This is a genomic window from Streptomyces sp. NPDC059850 (genome assembly GCF_042731515.1).
Classification (GTDB): Bacteria; Actinomycetota; Actinomycetes; order Streptomycetales; family Streptomycetaceae; genus Streptomyces.
Map to the genome: position 1 here is coordinate 76542 of NZ_JBHWJI010000040.1, position 15227 is coordinate 91768.

14 protein-coding genes are annotated in these 15227 nt (G+C 71.3%); 11 read left to right on the forward strand and 3 right to left on the reverse strand.

Annotation, left to right across the window (positions count from 1 at the left end):
* Positions 1–119: 119 nt before the first annotated feature.
* Positions 120–1163 (reverse strand): LacI family DNA-binding transcriptional regulator, encoded by a 1044-nt coding sequence (locus ACFV9T_RS28830; protein WP_385445320.1) that lies wholly within the window; start codon positions 1161–1163, stop codon positions 120–122.
* 155 nt (positions 1164–1318) lie between these two features.
* Here ACFV9T_RS28830 and ACFV9T_RS28835 point away from each other — a divergent pair, with 155 nt between their 5' ends.
* From ACFV9T_RS28835 to ACFV9T_RS28885, 11 genes are all read left to right on the forward strand, one after another.
* Positions 1319–2578, forward strand: a complete 1260-nt coding sequence (locus tag ACFV9T_RS28835; protein ID WP_385445321.1) for an MFS transporter — start codon at positions 1319–1321, stop codon at positions 2576–2578.
* 9 nt (positions 2579–2587) lie between these two features.
* The gene (pafA, locus tag ACFV9T_RS28840) at positions 2588–3949 is read left to right on the forward strand and encodes a Pup--protein ligase (protein WP_385445323.1); all 1362 of its coding nucleotides are present in this window, start codon (positions 2588–2590) and stop codon (positions 3947–3949) included.
* Between the two features lie 139 nt (positions 3950–4088).
* Complete coding sequence (locus tag ACFV9T_RS28845) at positions 4089–5081, forward strand: FKBP-type peptidyl-prolyl cis-trans isomerase (protein WP_385445324.1); 993 nt, start codon at positions 4089–4091, stop codon at positions 5079–5081.
* A 55-nt stretch (positions 5082–5136) separates the two neighbouring features.
* Positions 5137–5511, forward strand: a complete 375-nt coding sequence (locus ACFV9T_RS28850; protein ID WP_385445326.1) for an FKBP-type peptidyl-prolyl cis-trans isomerase — start codon at positions 5137–5139, stop codon at positions 5509–5511.
* Positions 5512–5627: 116 nt separating this feature from the next.
* The gene (locus ACFV9T_RS28855; protein WP_385445327.1) at positions 5628–6593 is read left to right on the forward strand and encodes a helix-turn-helix transcriptional regulator; all 966 of its coding nucleotides are present in this window, start codon (positions 5628–5630) and stop codon (positions 6591–6593) included.
* Positions 6594–6613: 20 nt separating this feature from the next.
* Entirely contained in the window at positions 6614–7573 is a 960-nt protein-coding gene (locus ACFV9T_RS28860; RefSeq protein ID WP_385445328.1) for a helix-turn-helix transcriptional regulator, read from the forward strand.
* A 47-nt stretch (positions 7574–7620) separates the two neighbouring features.
* A complete protein-coding gene (locus ACFV9T_RS28865; protein WP_385445329.1) occupies positions 7621–7863 on the forward strand; it encodes a hypothetical protein in 243 nt (80 codons plus the stop codon).
* Between the two features lie 53 nt (positions 7864–7916).
* Positions 7917–8141, forward strand: a complete 225-nt coding sequence (locus tag ACFV9T_RS28870) for a hypothetical protein (protein ID WP_385445331.1) — start codon at positions 7917–7919, stop codon at positions 8139–8141.
* A gap of 211 nt (positions 8142–8352) precedes the next feature.
* Positions 8353–8643, forward strand: a complete 291-nt coding sequence (gene tatA, locus ACFV9T_RS28875) for a Sec-independent protein translocase subunit TatA (protein WP_385445333.1) — start codon at positions 8353–8355, stop codon at positions 8641–8643.
* 62 nt (positions 8644–8705) lie between these two features.
* The gene (gene tatC / locus ACFV9T_RS28880; RefSeq protein ID WP_385445335.1) at positions 8706–9677 is read left to right on the forward strand and encodes a twin-arginine translocase subunit TatC; all 972 of its coding nucleotides are present in this window, start codon (positions 8706–8708) and stop codon (positions 9675–9677) included.
* 107 nt (positions 9678–9784) lie between these two features.
* Positions 9785–12610 carry a DEAD/DEAH box helicase gene (locus ACFV9T_RS28885; protein WP_385445337.1) on the forward strand — a complete coding sequence of 942 codons (2826 nt, stop codon included), beginning with the start codon at positions 9785–9787 and terminating at the stop codon, positions 12608–12610.
* Between the two features lie 6 nt (positions 12611–12616).
* Here the strand turns inward: ACFV9T_RS28885 and ACFV9T_RS28890 are convergent, their stop codons facing one another.
* The gene (locus ACFV9T_RS28890; RefSeq protein WP_385445339.1) at positions 12617–13879 is read right to left on the reverse strand and encodes an IPT/TIG domain-containing protein; all 1263 of its coding nucleotides are present in this window, start codon (positions 13877–13879) and stop codon (positions 12617–12619) included.
* A gap of 112 nt (positions 13880–13991) precedes the next feature.
* A complete protein-coding gene (locus ACFV9T_RS28895) occupies positions 13992–14783 on the reverse strand; it encodes an IPT/TIG domain-containing protein (protein WP_385445341.1) in 792 nt (263 codons plus the stop codon).
* Positions 14784–15227 lie beyond the last annotated feature (444 nt).

Sequence of the window (15227 nt, forward strand, 5' to 3'; positions counted from 1 at the left end):
CGGCGCCCGCAGCCGACTCGGAGTCCGACGCGCCCGCTGACTCCGCGGAGTGGGGCGAGGTGTCGCGACCGGCCTGGGGGGGGGGGGCCGGCCGGACCACCCCCACCAGGCGTCAGCGCCTATCCGGCCGGTGGGGCAGGGGCGCTGGAGTCCCGTACGACCAGCTCCACCGGCAGCGTCGTGTCCCCGGCCGGTTCCCCGTCCAGGACCGCCATCAGCGCCCGCATGCCCTCCGCCCCGACCGCCTGCGCGGGCAGCGTCACGGTGGTCAGCTCCGGCTCGACCGCCGTGGCCAGCGCCAGGTCGTCGAAGCCGGTGACCGACACGTCCTCCGGCACCCGCAGCCCCAGCCGCCGGACGGCCTTGCACGCGCCCGCGGCGAGGACGTCGTCGTCGCACACCAGCGCCGTGGGCCGGGGCCCGGGCCCGGTGAGCGCCCGCAGCGCCGCCCGCCGCCCCTCCTCGACGCTCAGCGCCGCGGCCTCCGTGTGCAGCACGGTGCCGGGCACCGCGCCCACCGCCCCGGCCAGCGCCCGGGCGCGCACCTGGAAGGTCCAGGAGTCCACCGCCGCCGCCACATGGGCGATCCGGCGGTGCCCCAGGCCCAGCAGATGCTCCGCCGCCCGCCGCATGCCGTCGCCGATGTCCAGGTTGACCGTGGCCGCCGCGGCGGCGGCCGGATCGTCGGGGTCGCTGTCGAGCATCACCAGCGGCAGCCCGCCGCCGCGCACCGCGGCCAGCGCGTCGGCGGCCATCGAGGAGGCGATCACGCCGTCCAGCGAGGCCCGCGCCGAGTCGAAGGGGTCCCGGGCCGGGCCGACGCCCTCGGGGGACGGGTAGAGCACCACGCCGAAGCCGTGGTCGGCGGCGACCCGGGCGGCGCCGGTGTAGACCTGCGCGAAGAACTCGTTGGTCAGGGCCGGGACGACGAGCAGCACGGTCCGGGTGCGGCCCAGCCGCAGGCTGCGCGCCGCCAGGTTCGGCCGGTAGCCCAGCTCGTGCGCCGCGGCCCGTACGGTGCCCGCCGTGCGCTCCGACACCCGCCCGCGCCACTTGTCGCCGAGCACGAGGGAGACGGTCGCCTGGGACACCCCGGCGCGCCGCGCCACGTCCCGGCTGGTGACCCGCGCGGCAGCCGCGGAAGGTCCGGTCCCCTGTGCCACATCGCCTCCGCTCCGTGCGTCCCTGCGGTCCGCCCGCCACGGGTGGACCCGGGGCAGGCCGCCATGGTACGTATAACGACGCGTCGTTATACGTAAAACTCGATCCATCACCCACGATTCATGACCCACGATCCAGGACATCAGGAGGGGCAGCCATGGCGGCCGGTTACGGGGAACTGCTGCGCACCCGCCACGCGGCGCGGCTGCTCACCGGCACGCTCATCGGCAGGCTCCCGAACGCCACCGCCGCGCTCGCCGTGGTGCTCTTCGCCCGCGCCGAGGGCGGAAGTTACGCGCTGGCCGGGGCGCTCTCGGCCGTCTACGGGGTGGCCACCGCCGTCGGGCAGCCGCTGCTGGGCCGGGCCGTGGACCTCTGGGGCCAGCCGCGCGTGATGCTCCCGGCCGCCGTGGTGTCCGCGCTCGGGATGGCCCTGTTCGCCGTCGTGGGCCTCGACCCGCTGCCGGTGGCGTACGCGGCGATGCTCGTCGCGGGGCTGTTCACACCCCCGCTGGAGGGCGGCCTGCGGGCCCTGTGGCCGGACGTGCTGCGCCGCCCGGACCAGGTGCACGCGGCGTACGCGCTGGACGCCGTGGCCCAGGAGGTGATGTTCGCCGTCGGCCCGCTGCTGGTCACCCTGCTGGTCGCCGGATGGTCCGAGGCGGCCGCGCTGCTGGTCATCAACGCGATGGGGGTCCTCGGCGCGCTGTCCGTCGTGGTGTCCGCGCCGTCCCGGCGGTGGCGCTCCGCGCCGCGCGAGGCGCACTGGCTGGGCGCGCTGCGCTCCTCCGGGATGCTGGTGCTGATCGGCTCGTTCTTCTTCGTCGGCACCGCGCTCGGCGCGATCGCCGTGGCCGCCGTCGCGTACGCCGACGAGCACGGCGGCGGCCTGGTCTCCAGCTATCTGCTCTCCGCGCTCGGCGCGGGCGCGCTGGTCGGCGGCGTCGTCTACGGGGCCCGCCCGTGGGCCGGTGCGCCCGAGCGGCGGCTGCGGCTGCTGGTGGCCGCCCTCGCGGCCGGCTATCTGCCGCTCGCCCTGGTGCCGGGCGTCCCCGCGATGACGGCCCTCGCGGGCGTGGCGGGGGTGTTCCTGGCCCCGGCGCTCGCGTGCGCCTTCGTCGTCATCGACCGGCACGCCCCGGCCGGTACGGTCACCGAGGCGTTCTCCTGGCTGGTGACCACCTTCGGGGTGGGCAGCTCGGTCGGCGCGGCCGCCGCGGGACCCGCCGTGGAGCTGGGCGGTGTGGCCCTGGGATTCGCCGTCCCGGGGGCCGCCGGAGCGGCCGCGCTGGCCGTCCTGCTGGCCGCCCGGAAGTACCTGAAGGAGGTGCCGCGGCGAACGCCGGATGGACGCCATCCGGAAAATGATCGCAGCCATGCCGCCGAACCCGGTTTCAGAGCAGGCCATCAGGCGTAATGTTCAGGCATGGACCGCCGCATTTTCGGGCTGGAGAACGAGTACGGCGTCACGTGCACATTCAGGGGACAGCGCCGGTTGTCTCCTGACGAAGTGGCGCGGTACCTCTTCCGCCGTGTCGTCTCGTGGGGCCGCAGCAGCAATGTCTTCCTGCGCAACGGCGCCCGCCTCTATCTCGACGTGGGTTCGCACCCGGAATACGCCACACCCGAGTGCGACAACGTGACCGAGCTGGTCACCCACGACAAGTCCGGCGAGCGCATTCTCGAAGGTCTGCTCGTCGACGCCGAACGCCGCCTGCACGAGGAGGGAATCGCGGGCGACGTCTATCTCTTCAAGAACAACACCGACTCGGCGGGCAACTCCTACGGCTGCCACGAGAACTATCTGGTGGCCCGGCACGGGGAGTTCTCCCGGCTCGCCGACATTCTCATCCCGTTCCTGGTGACGCGGCAGCTGCTGTGCGGGGCGGGCAAGGTGCTGCAGACCCCGCGTGGCGCGGTCTACTGCGTCAGCCAGCGCGCCGAGCACATCTGGGAGGGCGTCAGCTCCGCGACGACCCGCTCCCGGCCGATCATCAACACCCGCGACGAACCGCACGCCGACGCCGAGCGCTACCGGCGGCTGCACGTCATCGTGGGCGACTCCAACATGTCCGAGACCACGATGCTGCTCAAGGTCGGCGCCACCGACCTGGTGCTCCGCATGATCGAGGCGGGCACCGTGATGCGCGACCTGACCCTGGAGAACCCGATCCGGGCGATCCGCGAGGTCAGCCACGACATCACCGGGCAGCGCAAGGTGCGGCTCGCCAGCGGGCGCGAGGCGTCCGCCCTGGAGGTGCAGCAGGAGTACTACGAGAAGGCCGTCGACTTCTGCGAGCGCCGGGGCATCCGCACCGGCACCGTCGAGCGGGTGCTGGAGCTGTGGGGCCGCACCCTGGAGGCGATCCGGGACGAGGATCTGGACCGGATCGGCACCGAGATCGACTGGGTGATGAAGTACCGGCTCATCGAGCGGTACCGGGCGAAGAACAACATCACCATGTCCCATCCGCGCATCGCCCAGATGGACCTCGCCTACCACGACATCCACCGCCGCCGGGGGCTCTACTACCTGCTGGAGAAGCGTGGCCAGGCCGCCCGGGTGTGCAACGACCTGAAGATCTTCGAGGGCAAGTCGGTGCCCCCGCAGACCACTCGCGCCCGGCTGCGCGGTGACTTCATCCGCCGTGCCCAGGAGCAGCGCCGCGACTTCACCGTGGACTGGGTGCACCTCAAGCTCAATGACCAGGCGCAGCGCACCGTGCTGTGCAAGGACCCGTTCCGTTCGGTCGATGACCGGGTGGAGAAACTCATCGCCGGTATGTAGGCCGCCGTGTAGGCCACTTGGCTGAGTCGGCGTACGGCTTATGTATGACGCGGGCCCCGTGCGTTTCTCGGACGGGGCCCGCGTCACGCCGTAAAGTGGCGCGCATTGGCCATCGCAAGATCTACCTAACGAGGACTCCGTGCGCCGACGCTCCGTACTCCTTGCCGTGCCCGCGGGCCTGCTCACGCTCGCGGGCTGCGGTGACGACAAGTCAGGATCCGACAAGGCCAAGCCCTCCAAGGAGCCGACCGGAGGGCCCTCACCGGCCCCCAGCGGGAAGATCGTGAACGGACCGGTGCCGGAGATCACCGGCGGCGAGAAGTTCGGCGAGAAGCCGAAGGTCGCCAAGGGCAGCGGGAAGCCGTCCTCCGACCTCGCGGTCAAGACGGTGATCAAGGGGGATGGGGCGAAGACGGCCAAGGGCGACTACGTACAGGTGAACTACCTCGCCCAGATCTGGAACACCGGCAAGGTCGTGGACAACACCTACGACAAGAAGCAGACCGCCGCCTTCCCGATCGGCAAGGGCCAGGTGCTCCCGGGCTGGGACCAGGGGCTGGTGGGCCGCACCGTCGGCAGCCGGCTGGAGCTGGCCGTCCCCCCGGCGTACGCGTACGGCAAGCAGGGCCAGCCGCAGGCGGGCATCAAGGGCACGGACACCCTGGTGTTCGTCATCGACATCGAGGACGCCTTCAACGCCAAGAGCTCGGCCAAGGGCAAGAAGGTGGCGCAGAGCAACATCGACATGCCCAAGGTGTCCGACAACACCGACGGCAAGGCGCCCACCATCACCATCCCCAAGAAGGACGCGCCCAAGAAGCTCGTCTCCGAGTACGTCATCGAGGGCGACGGCCCCGAGGCCACGGCGAAGGACGCGCTGCTCGTCCAGTACAAGGGCGTGCTGTGGGACGGCGGCAAGGAGTTCGACTCCACGTACAAGCGCGGTGAGCTGGCCCAGTTCTCGCTGCAGCAGGTCGTCAAGGGCTGGTCGCAGGGGCTCGCGGGCAAGAAGGCCGGCAGCCGGGTGCTGATCGTGGTGCCCCCGGACCTGGGCTACGGGAAGAAGGCCCAGAAGGGCATCCCCGCCAACTCCACCCTGGTCTTCACGGTCGACATCCTGGCCGTTCTGTAGTTCGTCGGTTCTGTAGGGTGTGCGGGTTGCCCACAACGTAACGAGGAGCAATTTCGTGAGCATCGACAAGCCTGAGGTCGACTTCCCGGGCGGCGAGCCGCCGAAGGACCTGGAGATCAAGGATCTCTGGGAGGGCGACGGTCCCGCGGCCCAGGCCGGGAACGACATCGCCGTCCACTACGTGGGCGTGGCCTTCTCCACCGGTGAGGAGTTCGACGCGAGCTACAACCGCGGCGCCCCGATGCGCATCAAGCTCGGCGTCGGCCAGGTCATCCCCGGCTGGGACCAGGGTCTGCAGGGCATGAAGGTCGGCGGCCGCCGCCAGCTGATCATCCCGCCGCACCTGGCCTACGGCGACCGTGGCGCCGGCGGTGGCCGGATCAAGCCGGGCGAGTCGCTGATCTTCGTCTGCGACCTGATCTCCGCCTGAGACTCGCGCGCGGCGTGTGCCGAGGGTCCCCGTCCACAGGCGGGGGCCCTCGGCTTTTGCGGTGGCTGCCCGGAGCGGTACGGTCACGGTCGTAAGGTCAAGAAGAAAGGGCGTCGATGGCGATTGCCAAGGCCGAGCGGCTGATGAATCTGGCGCTGTGCCTGCTGGGAACCCGGCGTCCGCTGACCAAGCGTGAGTTGCGGGGCTCCATAGAGGCGTACCTGCAGTCCGACGCCGCCCATGACGACGCGTTCAACCGCATGTTCGAGCGCGACAAGGACGATCTGCGCGAACTCGGCCTGGTCATCGAGACGGTGGAGGGCCTCGAGGGCGAAGTCGGCTATCTCGCCCGCCGGGACAGCAACCGCCTCCCCCCGATCACCCTGGACGCCGCCGAGGCCGCCGCGCTCGGCCTCGCCGCCAAGGTCTGGCAGCAGGCCCGGCTCGCGGGCGCCGCGAGCGGCGCGCTGCAGAAGCTGCGCGCCGCCGGGATGCCGGTCGCCGAGGACCCGTACGACACCCAGCCGCAGAGCGCGCTGCAGCCGCACATCCCGGTCCACGAGGCCGCCTTCGAGCCGCTGATGCTGGCCTGCCGCGACCGCCGCCCGGTCGTCTTCGACTACCGCAAGTCCAACGCCGCCCGCCCCGAGCAGCGCCAGGTCGAGCCCTGGACACTGGAGTGCTGGCGCGGCCACTGGTATCTCGCCGGGTGGGACCGCGACCGGTCCGCCGAGCGCGTCTTCCGGCTCTCCCGGATCACCGGCCGGGTGCGGCTGCGCTCCGGCGCGTACACCGCCGAGGTGCCCGACCACTCCACCGTGCGGGAGACCGTGGAGGCCTGGGCGGGGGAGACCGCCACCGGCACGGCCCGGATCAGGGTGCGCGCCGGGCACGGCTATCCGCTGCGGGCGAAGGCGCTCACCACTCACGCCGGGGACGACGGCTGGGACGAGCTGGAGATTCCGTACGGGCACGGACTGGACGCCTGGCTGGTGGAATTCGGCCCGGACGTGATCGTCATGGGCCCCGGCGAGCTGCGGGCGGACGTCGTGGAGCGGCTGCGCGCCGTGGCCAAGGGCTGAGGGGACGGAACGACTTCATCATGGCCGGAAACGCCATTGACCAGACCCGTCGGATGCTGTCGCTGGTGACGTATCTGCGGGAGCGCCCGGGCGCGCGCGTCGCCGAGGTCGCCCGCGCCTTCGGCATCAGCGAGGACGAGCTGATCTCCGACCTCGATGTGCTGCCGCTGTGCGGCACCAGCTTCCGCGGCGGCGACCTGCTGGACATCGACACCGACGGCGAGCGCATCTGGTGGCACAACCCCGACGATGTCGCCGAGCCGCTGCGGCTGGCCGCCGACGAGGCCACCGCGCTGCTCGTCGCCGCCCGCGCCGTCGCCACCCTGCCCGGGCTGCGCGAGAGCGACCGGGAGGCGCTGCTGCGGGCCACCGCCAAGCTGGAGGCCGCGGCGGGCGAGGTGGCGGGCGCCAGCTCCCGGCTCTCGGTGACCTTCGAGTCCGAGGGTGGTGTCTTCGCCGACGTCGACCGGGCCATCTCCGAGCGTCGCAGGCTGTGGCTGCGCTACTACTCGCCCGCGCGGGACGAGGTCACCGAGCGCGAGGTCGACCCGATCCGGCTGTTCGCCGTCGGCCACACCTATATGGAGGCGTGGTGCCGGCTGTCGGAGGCCCGCCGTACCTTCCGGCTCGACCGGGTCGTGGAGATCAAGCTGCTGGACGAGGCGTCCGACCCGCCCCCGATCGAGCTGCGCGACCTCTCCGATCCGTCCACCGGGCTGGTGCAGACCGGCGCCGAGGACCCCGAGGTGGTCGTCGAGGTCGGCCCCGGCGGGCGCTGGGTCGCCGAGTACTACCCGCATGAGAGCGCGGAGGAGCTGCCCGATGGGGCGCTGCGCATCACGCTGCGCGCCCCCGACCCCGGCAGCTTGCGGCGGCTGGCGCTGCGGCTCGGCCGGGACGGCCGGATCGTCGCGCCGCAGGGGCTCGCGGACAGCGCTCGGGACGCGGCGCGGCAAGCGCTCGCGGCCTATGGCGAATGAAGGCTTTCGGCGAATGATGGCTTGCGGTGAGTGAAGGGAAGCGCACAGTGACCGCTGGGGGGAATCCCGCCTCGGTGATCTTCAAGGCCGCCTGCCCGGAGTGCCGGGGCCGGTTCGAGCTGGCAGCCGGTGCGCTGCGGCTGGCGATCGGGGCCAGTGACCGCACCACGTTCTACTCGTTCACCTGTCCCGACTGCGGCAGCGCGGTGCGCAAGCCCGCGGGGGAGCGGATCGTGGAGCTGCTCACCGGCGGCGGGGTGCGCACCCTGCGGCTGCACTCGACGGTCTGATCAGCGGGCCGACCGGCGCGGGGCCGCCGCGGCGGCCCCGATAGGCTCGCCCCATGCTCTGGCCGATGCTCGCCCTCGCCCTCGCTTTCTGCGGAATCGCCGTCCTCGCCGTGCTCTCCGTACGGGTCTTCGCGGAGGTGCGCAGACTGGCCCGGCAGGTGTCGGACAGCTCCGCGCGGATCACCCGGGCCGCGGAGGACCTGGAGCGGGCCACGGAACCGCTGAGTGCGCAGGTGGGAGCGGTGCGCCGGGACGAGGGCGGGGCCCGCGGCCACTGACAGGCGGCGCCCTGCTGTGTCACAGCGAAGCGGGGTACGCTGGCTGGTCGTGGCCCTGGAATCGAGGCGGAGGGCCGCAACCAGGCGTCTGCATGGGGATTGCCCTGCATTTACCCCTGCGCGCTACGATCGCAGACAGCACGGCTGCCGGACTTTTGTCCGAACGGTCGGCAGCCCCACCCCAGCCGCCTCGGTGAGAAGGTAGACGAATATGTTCGGAAGGCTCGGCGCTACCGAGATCATCCTTATCCTTGTCGTCGTTCTGCTGCTGTTCGGCGCGAAGAAGCTCCCCGACATGGCGCGCTCGCTGGGTAAGTCCGCCCGCATCCTCAAGAGCGAGGCCAAGGCGATGAAGTCGGACGGCAAGCAGGACGAGAACGCCCCGGCCGACCCGCCGAACCCGGGCCAGGACCAGAGTGCGCACCGCACCATCCAGGCGGCTCCGGGCGACGTCACCAGCTCCCGTCCGGTGGCCGAACCGAGCGACACCACCAAGCGCTGACCCGGGCCCACTTGGCGGCGGGGCCGACGGCCGCCGTCCGACGCACGAGATGAGGACGTGGGTTGCTCAAGTCTGCCCGCAACAAGAAGGAGAAGGACCCTGAGGGGCGGATGCCCCTCGCGGACCACCTGCGCGAGTTGCGCAACCGGTTGATGAAATCGGTCTTGGCGATCTGCGTGATCACCATCGTGGCGATGTTCGTCTACCAGGACATCATCGACTTCCTGATGAAGCCGGTCCTGGATTCCGTCGGCTGTCCGGGCGGGACGCGGATGTCCCAGATCTCCGCGAACAGCGAGCACGTCGGAAAGCGGTGCGCGGAGTTCACCGTGAACGGTCTGCTGTCGCCGTTCACGATCATGCTGAAGGTCTCCTTCACCACCGGCCTGGTTCTCGCCACCCCGGTCTGGCTGTACCAGCTGTGGGCGTTCCTCGCGCCCGGTCTGCACCGCAGCGAGAAGAAGTACTCGCTCTTCTTCGTCGGCCTCGGCGTGCCGCTGTTCGTCGGCGGTGCCTTCTTCGCGTACAAGATCCTGCCGAAGAGCGCCGAGGTCCTCCTCGACTTCACGCCGGGCGGGGCCAGCAACCTCCTCCCCCTGGACGACTTCCTCGATCTGCTCACCCGCATGATCGTCGTCTTCGGTCTGGCGTTCGAGCTGCCGCTGCTGCTGATCCTGCTGAACTTCACCGGCATCCTCAGCGGCCGCCGGATGTTCGGCTGGTGGCGGGGCATGATCATGGGCATCACGGTCTTCGGCGCCGTGGCCACCCCCAGCACCGACCCGATCGGCATGTTCGCCCTGGCCGGGCCCGTCACCGTGCTGTACTTCGGCGCGGTCGCCATCGCCCTCCTCAACGACCGGCGCAGGGCGCGGCGACGGGCCGCCGACCCCGACTTCGGGCTGGACGACGACGAGGCGTCGAGCCTGGATCTGACGCCGGAGGCCGTCGAGGGGACCGAGCGCGTCGCCGCGGGCGAGCTGTCCTCGGCGGACGACCCCGTGCGGCGCAACGGCTACGACGACGTCACGTAGGCGGGTCACCGACGACCGGATGACCGGGGCCCGCCGGGGTCCCGGTCCCCATCCCGCCGTAAAGATCGCGTGCGTTGTCGGAGGTGGCCGGTAGTCTCGTACATACGATGACCGACGAGCTGACTCCCGCCGAGCGCTATGCGGCCGCCCGAGTCCGGGCCGCCGAGCAGGCCACCGCGCTGGCCCCCTTCCGCGAGATGTACGCCTTCGCGCTGGACCCGTTCCAGATCGAGGCGTGCCAGGCCCTCGAAGCAGGGAAGGGTGTGCTGGTCGCCGCCCCCACCGGCTCTGGCAAGACCATCGTGGGCGAGTTCGCCGTCCACCTGGCGCTCACCCAGGGCCGCAAGTGCTTCTACACCACGCCCATCAAGGCGCTGTCGAACCAGAAGTACGCCGACCTCGTCAAGCGCTACGGCGCCGACAAGGTCGGCCTGCTCACCGGGGACAACAGCGTCAACTCCGATGCCCCGGTGGTCGTCATGACCACCGAGGTGCTGCGCAACATGCTCTACGCGGGCTCCCAGTCGCTGCTCGGCCTCGGCTATGTGGTGATGGACGAGGTGCACTACCTCTCCGACCGCTTCCGTGGTGCCGTCTGGGAAGAGGTCATCATCCACCTCCCCGAGTCGGTGACGCTCGTATCACTGTCCGCGACGGTCTCCAACGCCGAGGAGTTCGGCGACTGGCTGGACACCGTGCGCGGCGACACCGAGGTGATCGTCTCCGAGCACCGCCCGGTGCCGCTGTGGCAGCACGTGCTGGCGGGGCGCCGGATGTACGACCTTTTCGAGGAGAAGACCGGGCGGGACGGTGATCAGTCCGCCCGCCGCGAGGTCAATCCCGACCTGGTCCGGCTGGCCCGGATGGAGAACAGCCGCCCCGCCTTCGGCCGCGACAAGCGCCGGGGGCGGAACAACATGCGGGAGGCCGACCGGGAGCGTGAGCGCCGTCAGCGCAGCCGGATCTGGACCCCGGGCAGAGCCGAGGTCATCGACCGGCTCGACGCCGAGGGCCTGTTGCCCGCCATCACCTTCATCTTCAGCCGGGCCGGGTGCGAATCGGCCGTCCAGCAGTGCCTGTACGCGGGGCTGCGGCTCAACGACGACGCGGCGCGCGCCCAGGTGCGGTCGATAGTCGAGGAGCGCACCGCGGGCATCCCCGACGAAGACCTGCACGTGCTCGGGTATTTCGAGTGGCTGGAGGGGCTTGAGCGGGGTATCGCGGCCCACCACGCCGGGATGCTGCCCACCTTCAAGGAGGTCGTCGAGGAGCTGTTCGTCCGCGGCCTGGTCAAGGCGGTCTTCGCCACCGAGACCCTGGCGCTGGGCATCAACATGCCCGCCCGCTCGGTGGTGTTGGAGAAGCTCGTCAAGTGGAACGGGGAGCAGCACGCCGACATCACCCCCGGTGAGTACACCCAGCTGACCGGGCGCGCCGGGCGGCGCGGCATCGACGTCGAGGGCCACGCGGTGGTGCTGTGGCAGCGCGCCATGGACCCGGCCGCCCTCGCGGGCCTGGCCGGGACGCGCACGTATCCGCTGCGCTCGTCCTTCAAGCCCTCGTACAACATGGCGGTCAACCTGGTCTCCCAGTTCGGCCGCCATCGCTCGCGCGAGCTGCTGGAGACCTCGTTCGCCCAGTTCCAGGCGGACAAGGCGGTCGTCGGGATCTCCCGTCAGGTGCAGCGCAACGAGGAGGGGTTGGAGGGCTACCGCGCCTCCATGACCTGCCACCTCGGCGACTTCGACGAGTACGCGCGGCTGCGCCGCGACCTGAAGGACCGCGAGACCGAGATCGCCCGGCAGGGCGCCGCGCAGCGCCGCGCGGCCGCCGCGGTGGCGCTGGAGAAGCTCCGCCCGGGCGATGTCATCCACGTGCCCACCGGCAAGTTCGCCGGGCTCGCCCTGGTGCTGGACCCGGGGCTGGCCGCCGGGCGCTCCAACGGCCACCGCGGCTTCGAGCACCAGGATGGGCCGCGCCCGCTGGTGCTCACCGCCGAGCGCCAGGTCAAGCGGCTGGCCTCGATCGACTTCCCGGTGCCGGTCGAGCCGCTGGACCGGATGCGGATCCCCAAGTCGTTCAACCCGCGCAGCCCGCAGTCCCGCCGGGACCTCGCCTCCGCGCTGCGCACCAAGGCCGGGCACCACGACGCGCGGCGGCACCGCAAGGAGCGCTCGCGGGCGGCCGACGACACCGAGATCGCCCGGCTGCGCGCCGAGATCCGCGCCCACCCCTGCCACGGCTGCTCCGACCGCGAGGACCACGCCCGCTGGGGCGAGCGCTACCACCGGCTGCTGCGCGACACCCGCCAGCTGGAGCGGCGCATCGAGGGGCGGACGAACACCATCGCCCGCACCTTCGACCGGATCTGCGCCCTGCTGACCGAGCTGGACTATCTGCGCGATGACGAGGTCACGGACGTCGGCAGGCGGCTGGCCCGGCTCTACGGCGAGCTGGACCTGCTGGCCAGCGAATGCCTGCGGGACGGTGTGTGGGAGGGGCTGACCCCCGCCGAGCTGGCGGCGTGCGCCTCGGCGCTGGTGTACGAGTCCCGGGCGGCGGACGACGCGCTGCCGCCCAAGCTGCCCACCGGCCCCGCCAAGGAGGCGCTGGGCGAGATGGTCCGTATCTGGGGCCGACTGGACGCCCTGGAGGAGGAGCACAAGATCAACCAGGCCGAGGGGGTCGGTCAGCGCGAGCCGGACCTGGGCTTCGCCTGGGCCGCCTACCGCTGGGCGTCCGGCCACGGGCTGGACGAGCTGCTGCGGGAAGTGGACATGCCCGCCGGTGACTTCGTGCGCTGGTGCAAGCAGCTCATCGACGTGCTGGGCCAGATCGCGGCGGCGGCCCCGGACGGCGGCGTGGCGCGCAACGCCCGCAAGGCGGTCGACGGGCTGCTGCGCGGGGTCGTGGCGTACTCCTCCGTCGGCTGAGGCCGGTCACGACGGGTCGTAGGTGAACGGCAGGGCGTTGCTGTTTCCGGCCGGGGTGTGGGCCACGACGCTCACCACTCCGGGCGGCCCGCCCGGGGTGGTGGCGACGACCTGGGTGTCCGAGACCGCGAAGAACGAGGCGGGGACGGAGCCGAAGGTCACCGCGTCGGTGTAGGTGAGGTTGCTGCCGACGAGCAGCACCGACTCGCCCCCGGTGTCCAGGCCGTTCGGCGGGTTGAGGCTGGTGAGGACCGGGGCGCCGAGATACGTGTAGTGCGGGTTCCCGGTCCCCGGCGAGCTGGTGCCGCCGGGCGTGGTGACGGTGACCTGGATGGTGCCGGTCCCGGCCGGGGCGGTGACGGTCAGCTGGCTGTCGGAGATCACGTTGATGGCGGTGGCCGGGGTTCCCCCGAAGTCGACGGCGGTGGTGAGGGTCAGACCGCTGCCGAAGACGGTGACGGTGTTGCCGCCGGTGGCCGGGCCGAGGTGGGTGGACAGATCGGTGACGACCGGCGCGGTGATGTAGAAGTACGGCAGCGCGTTGCTGGTACCGCCCGGCGTGGTGACGCTGACGTTGACCACGGACGGCGGCCCGGCGGGCGCGGTGACGGTGATCTGGGTGGCGGTGTTGGTGAGGATGGCCGCCGCGTTGATCCCGAACATGACGGAGGTCGCGCCGGTGAGGTTGGTGCCGTTCAGGGTGACGGTGTTGCCGCCGGAGGTGGGTCCCGAGGTCGGGCTGAGGCTGGTGAGGGTGGGTGCGGGGGTGGCGGCGTAGGTGTAGCCGAGGGCGTTGCTGGTGCCGCCGGGGGTGGTGACGGTGACGCCCACGCTGCCGGTGCCCGGTGGGGCGGTGACGGTGATCTGGGTGGGGGTGTTGGTGAGGATCGCGGCGGGGCTGGGCCCGAACATGACCGTGGTCGCGCCGGTGAGGTTGGTGCCGTTCAGGGTGACGGTGTTGCCGCCGGAGGTGGGGCCCGATCCCGGGCTGAGGCCGGTGAGGACGGGGGCCGCGACGGTGGTGTAGGTGAAGAACACGTTCTGGGTGCTGGTCCCCGACGGCCCGGTGACCGTGACCTTGACCGTGCCGGTCCCCGCGGGCGTCCTGGCCGTGATCTGCGTGCTGTTCACGACGACCATGTTCGTGGCCAGGTTGGGGCCGAACCTGACCGCGGTGGCGCCGGTGAAGCCGGAGCCGGTGATGGTGACGGGGGTTCCGCCCGCCGGTGCGCCTTGGGCGGGGCTGACGCTGGTCACGATGGGGGCCATGAGGGTGTTCTCCTATCCGTACCTCGACGGCCGCGCCCTGGCCGGAGGTGGTCGGCCAGGGCGCGGGGGACGAACGTGCGTGACGCTGTCGGTGCGCGGTCGTCTCCAGCCGTCAGGTGACGGTGAAAGCCTGGTCGTTGGAGTCCCCGCCGCAGGTGTGGACCGTGATGGTCCCGGCGCCGGTGGCGAGCCCGCCGGGCACGATGGCCACGAGCTGGTCGTCGCCGATGGGGGTGAAGACCGCGGTGGCGGTGTCGTCGGCGCTGTCGGTGAAGGTGACGGTGTCGACGCCGATGAAGGACGTTCCGTTGATGACGATGCTGTCGCCCGCCGTGCCCGACGTGGGTGCCACGGAGGTGATGGCCGGGGCGAGGTAGTAGTCGACCATGGTGGTGCCCGAGGTGCTGGTGCCGCCCGCGGTACGGATGGTCACCGCCTGGGTCGTCACGTCGGCGACCTGCCCCGCGTTGGCCGGTGCGGTGAAGGTGACCTGGCTGGTCTGGGTGGGGGTGACCGCGACGTTGCCGACGCTGCCCACCGTGACCTGGTTCCCGGTCAGGAAGTTGGTGCCGAACAGCGTCACCGAGCCCCCCGTGGCGGCCGGGAGACAGGTGACGCTCGTGCCAGTGGTCGTCGGGGTGGCGATGACGAAGAACGGCATCGCGTTGCTGGTGGCGCCGGTGTTGCTGGAGACGCTGACGGCGACCTGGCCGGAGCACGGCGCCGTGCTGGGCACGACGAAGGTGACCTGGGTGGCGGTGACGCCGGTCGGGGTGACCGCCGTGGAGCCGAAGTTCACGCGGGTGGTGGTGGCCATCGCGGTGCCGTTGATCTGGACGGTGTCCCCGGGTTTGCCTTGGTTGGTGGTGGTGGTCGTGTCCACCAGCGAAGTGATGGTTGCCATGATCCTTCTCCTTCGATGTGCCGCCTCGCCGGGGGCGCGGAGAGCAGCCCGAGGCTGACGCGCTCCGCTGCCGCGGAGGACGTCCCGGTGGGCGGGAAGGCGGGGTGAAAGACCCGTGGCCTCGGGGCCGGCTCCTGGGGGCGGGTCTTCGGGATGAAGCGACCCGGCGCCGTCAACGCGGGGCGCCGTCAATCTCGCTGCTTCCGATTTAACCCATCGGGTGACGGAGCCGGAAGGTGGAACTGAAGCAACCGGGAATTCATGTGTAAGTAGGGTTAAATCCTGTTAACGACTTTTATGTGCCGTCGTACGCCCCTCGCGGACGCCACAAGAGAAGCGGGCGGGGGGGCGGCCGCCGGCGGCCCCCCCCCCCCCCGAAGAGCGGGGCGGGGCCGCGCCGTGGCCAACGCCGGTCTAATAAAAACAAAATAAGCAGGCCCCCAA

Excerpts from the sequence above, each read along its gene's own strand:
- ACFV9T_RS28835 (WP_385445321.1), top strand. The coding sequence starts at position 1,319 with ATGGCGGCCGGTTACGGGGAACTGCTGCGCACCCGCCACGCGGCGCGG.
- pafA (WP_385445323.1), top strand. The coding sequence starts at position 2,588 with ATGGACCGCCGCATTTTCGGGCTGGAGAACGAGTACGGCGTCACGTGC.
- ACFV9T_RS28855 (WP_385445327.1), top strand. The coding sequence starts at position 5,628 with ATGGCGATTGCCAAGGCCGAGCGGCTGATGAATCTGGCGCTGTGCCTG.
- ACFV9T_RS28860 (WP_385445328.1), top strand. The coding sequence starts at position 6,614 with ATGGCCGGAAACGCCATTGACCAGACCCGTCGGATGCTGTCGCTGGTG.
- ACFV9T_RS28870 (WP_385445331.1), top strand. The coding sequence starts at position 7,917 with ATGCTCTGGCCGATGCTCGCCCTCGCCCTCGCTTTCTGCGGAATCGCC.
- tatA (WP_385445333.1), top strand. The coding sequence starts at position 8,353 with ATGTTCGGAAGGCTCGGCGCTACCGAGATCATCCTTATCCTTGTCGTC.
- ACFV9T_RS28885 (WP_385445337.1), top strand. The coding sequence starts at position 9,785 with ATGACCGACGAGCTGACTCCCGCCGAGCGCTATGCGGCCGCCCGAGTC.
- ACFV9T_RS28890 (WP_385445339.1), bottom strand. The coding sequence starts at position 13,879 with ATGGCCCCCATCGTGACCAGCGTCAGCCCCGCCCAAGGCGCACCGGCG.
- ACFV9T_RS28895 (WP_385445341.1), bottom strand. The coding sequence starts at position 14,783 with ATGGCAACCATCACTTCGCTGGTGGACACGACCACCACCACCAACCAA.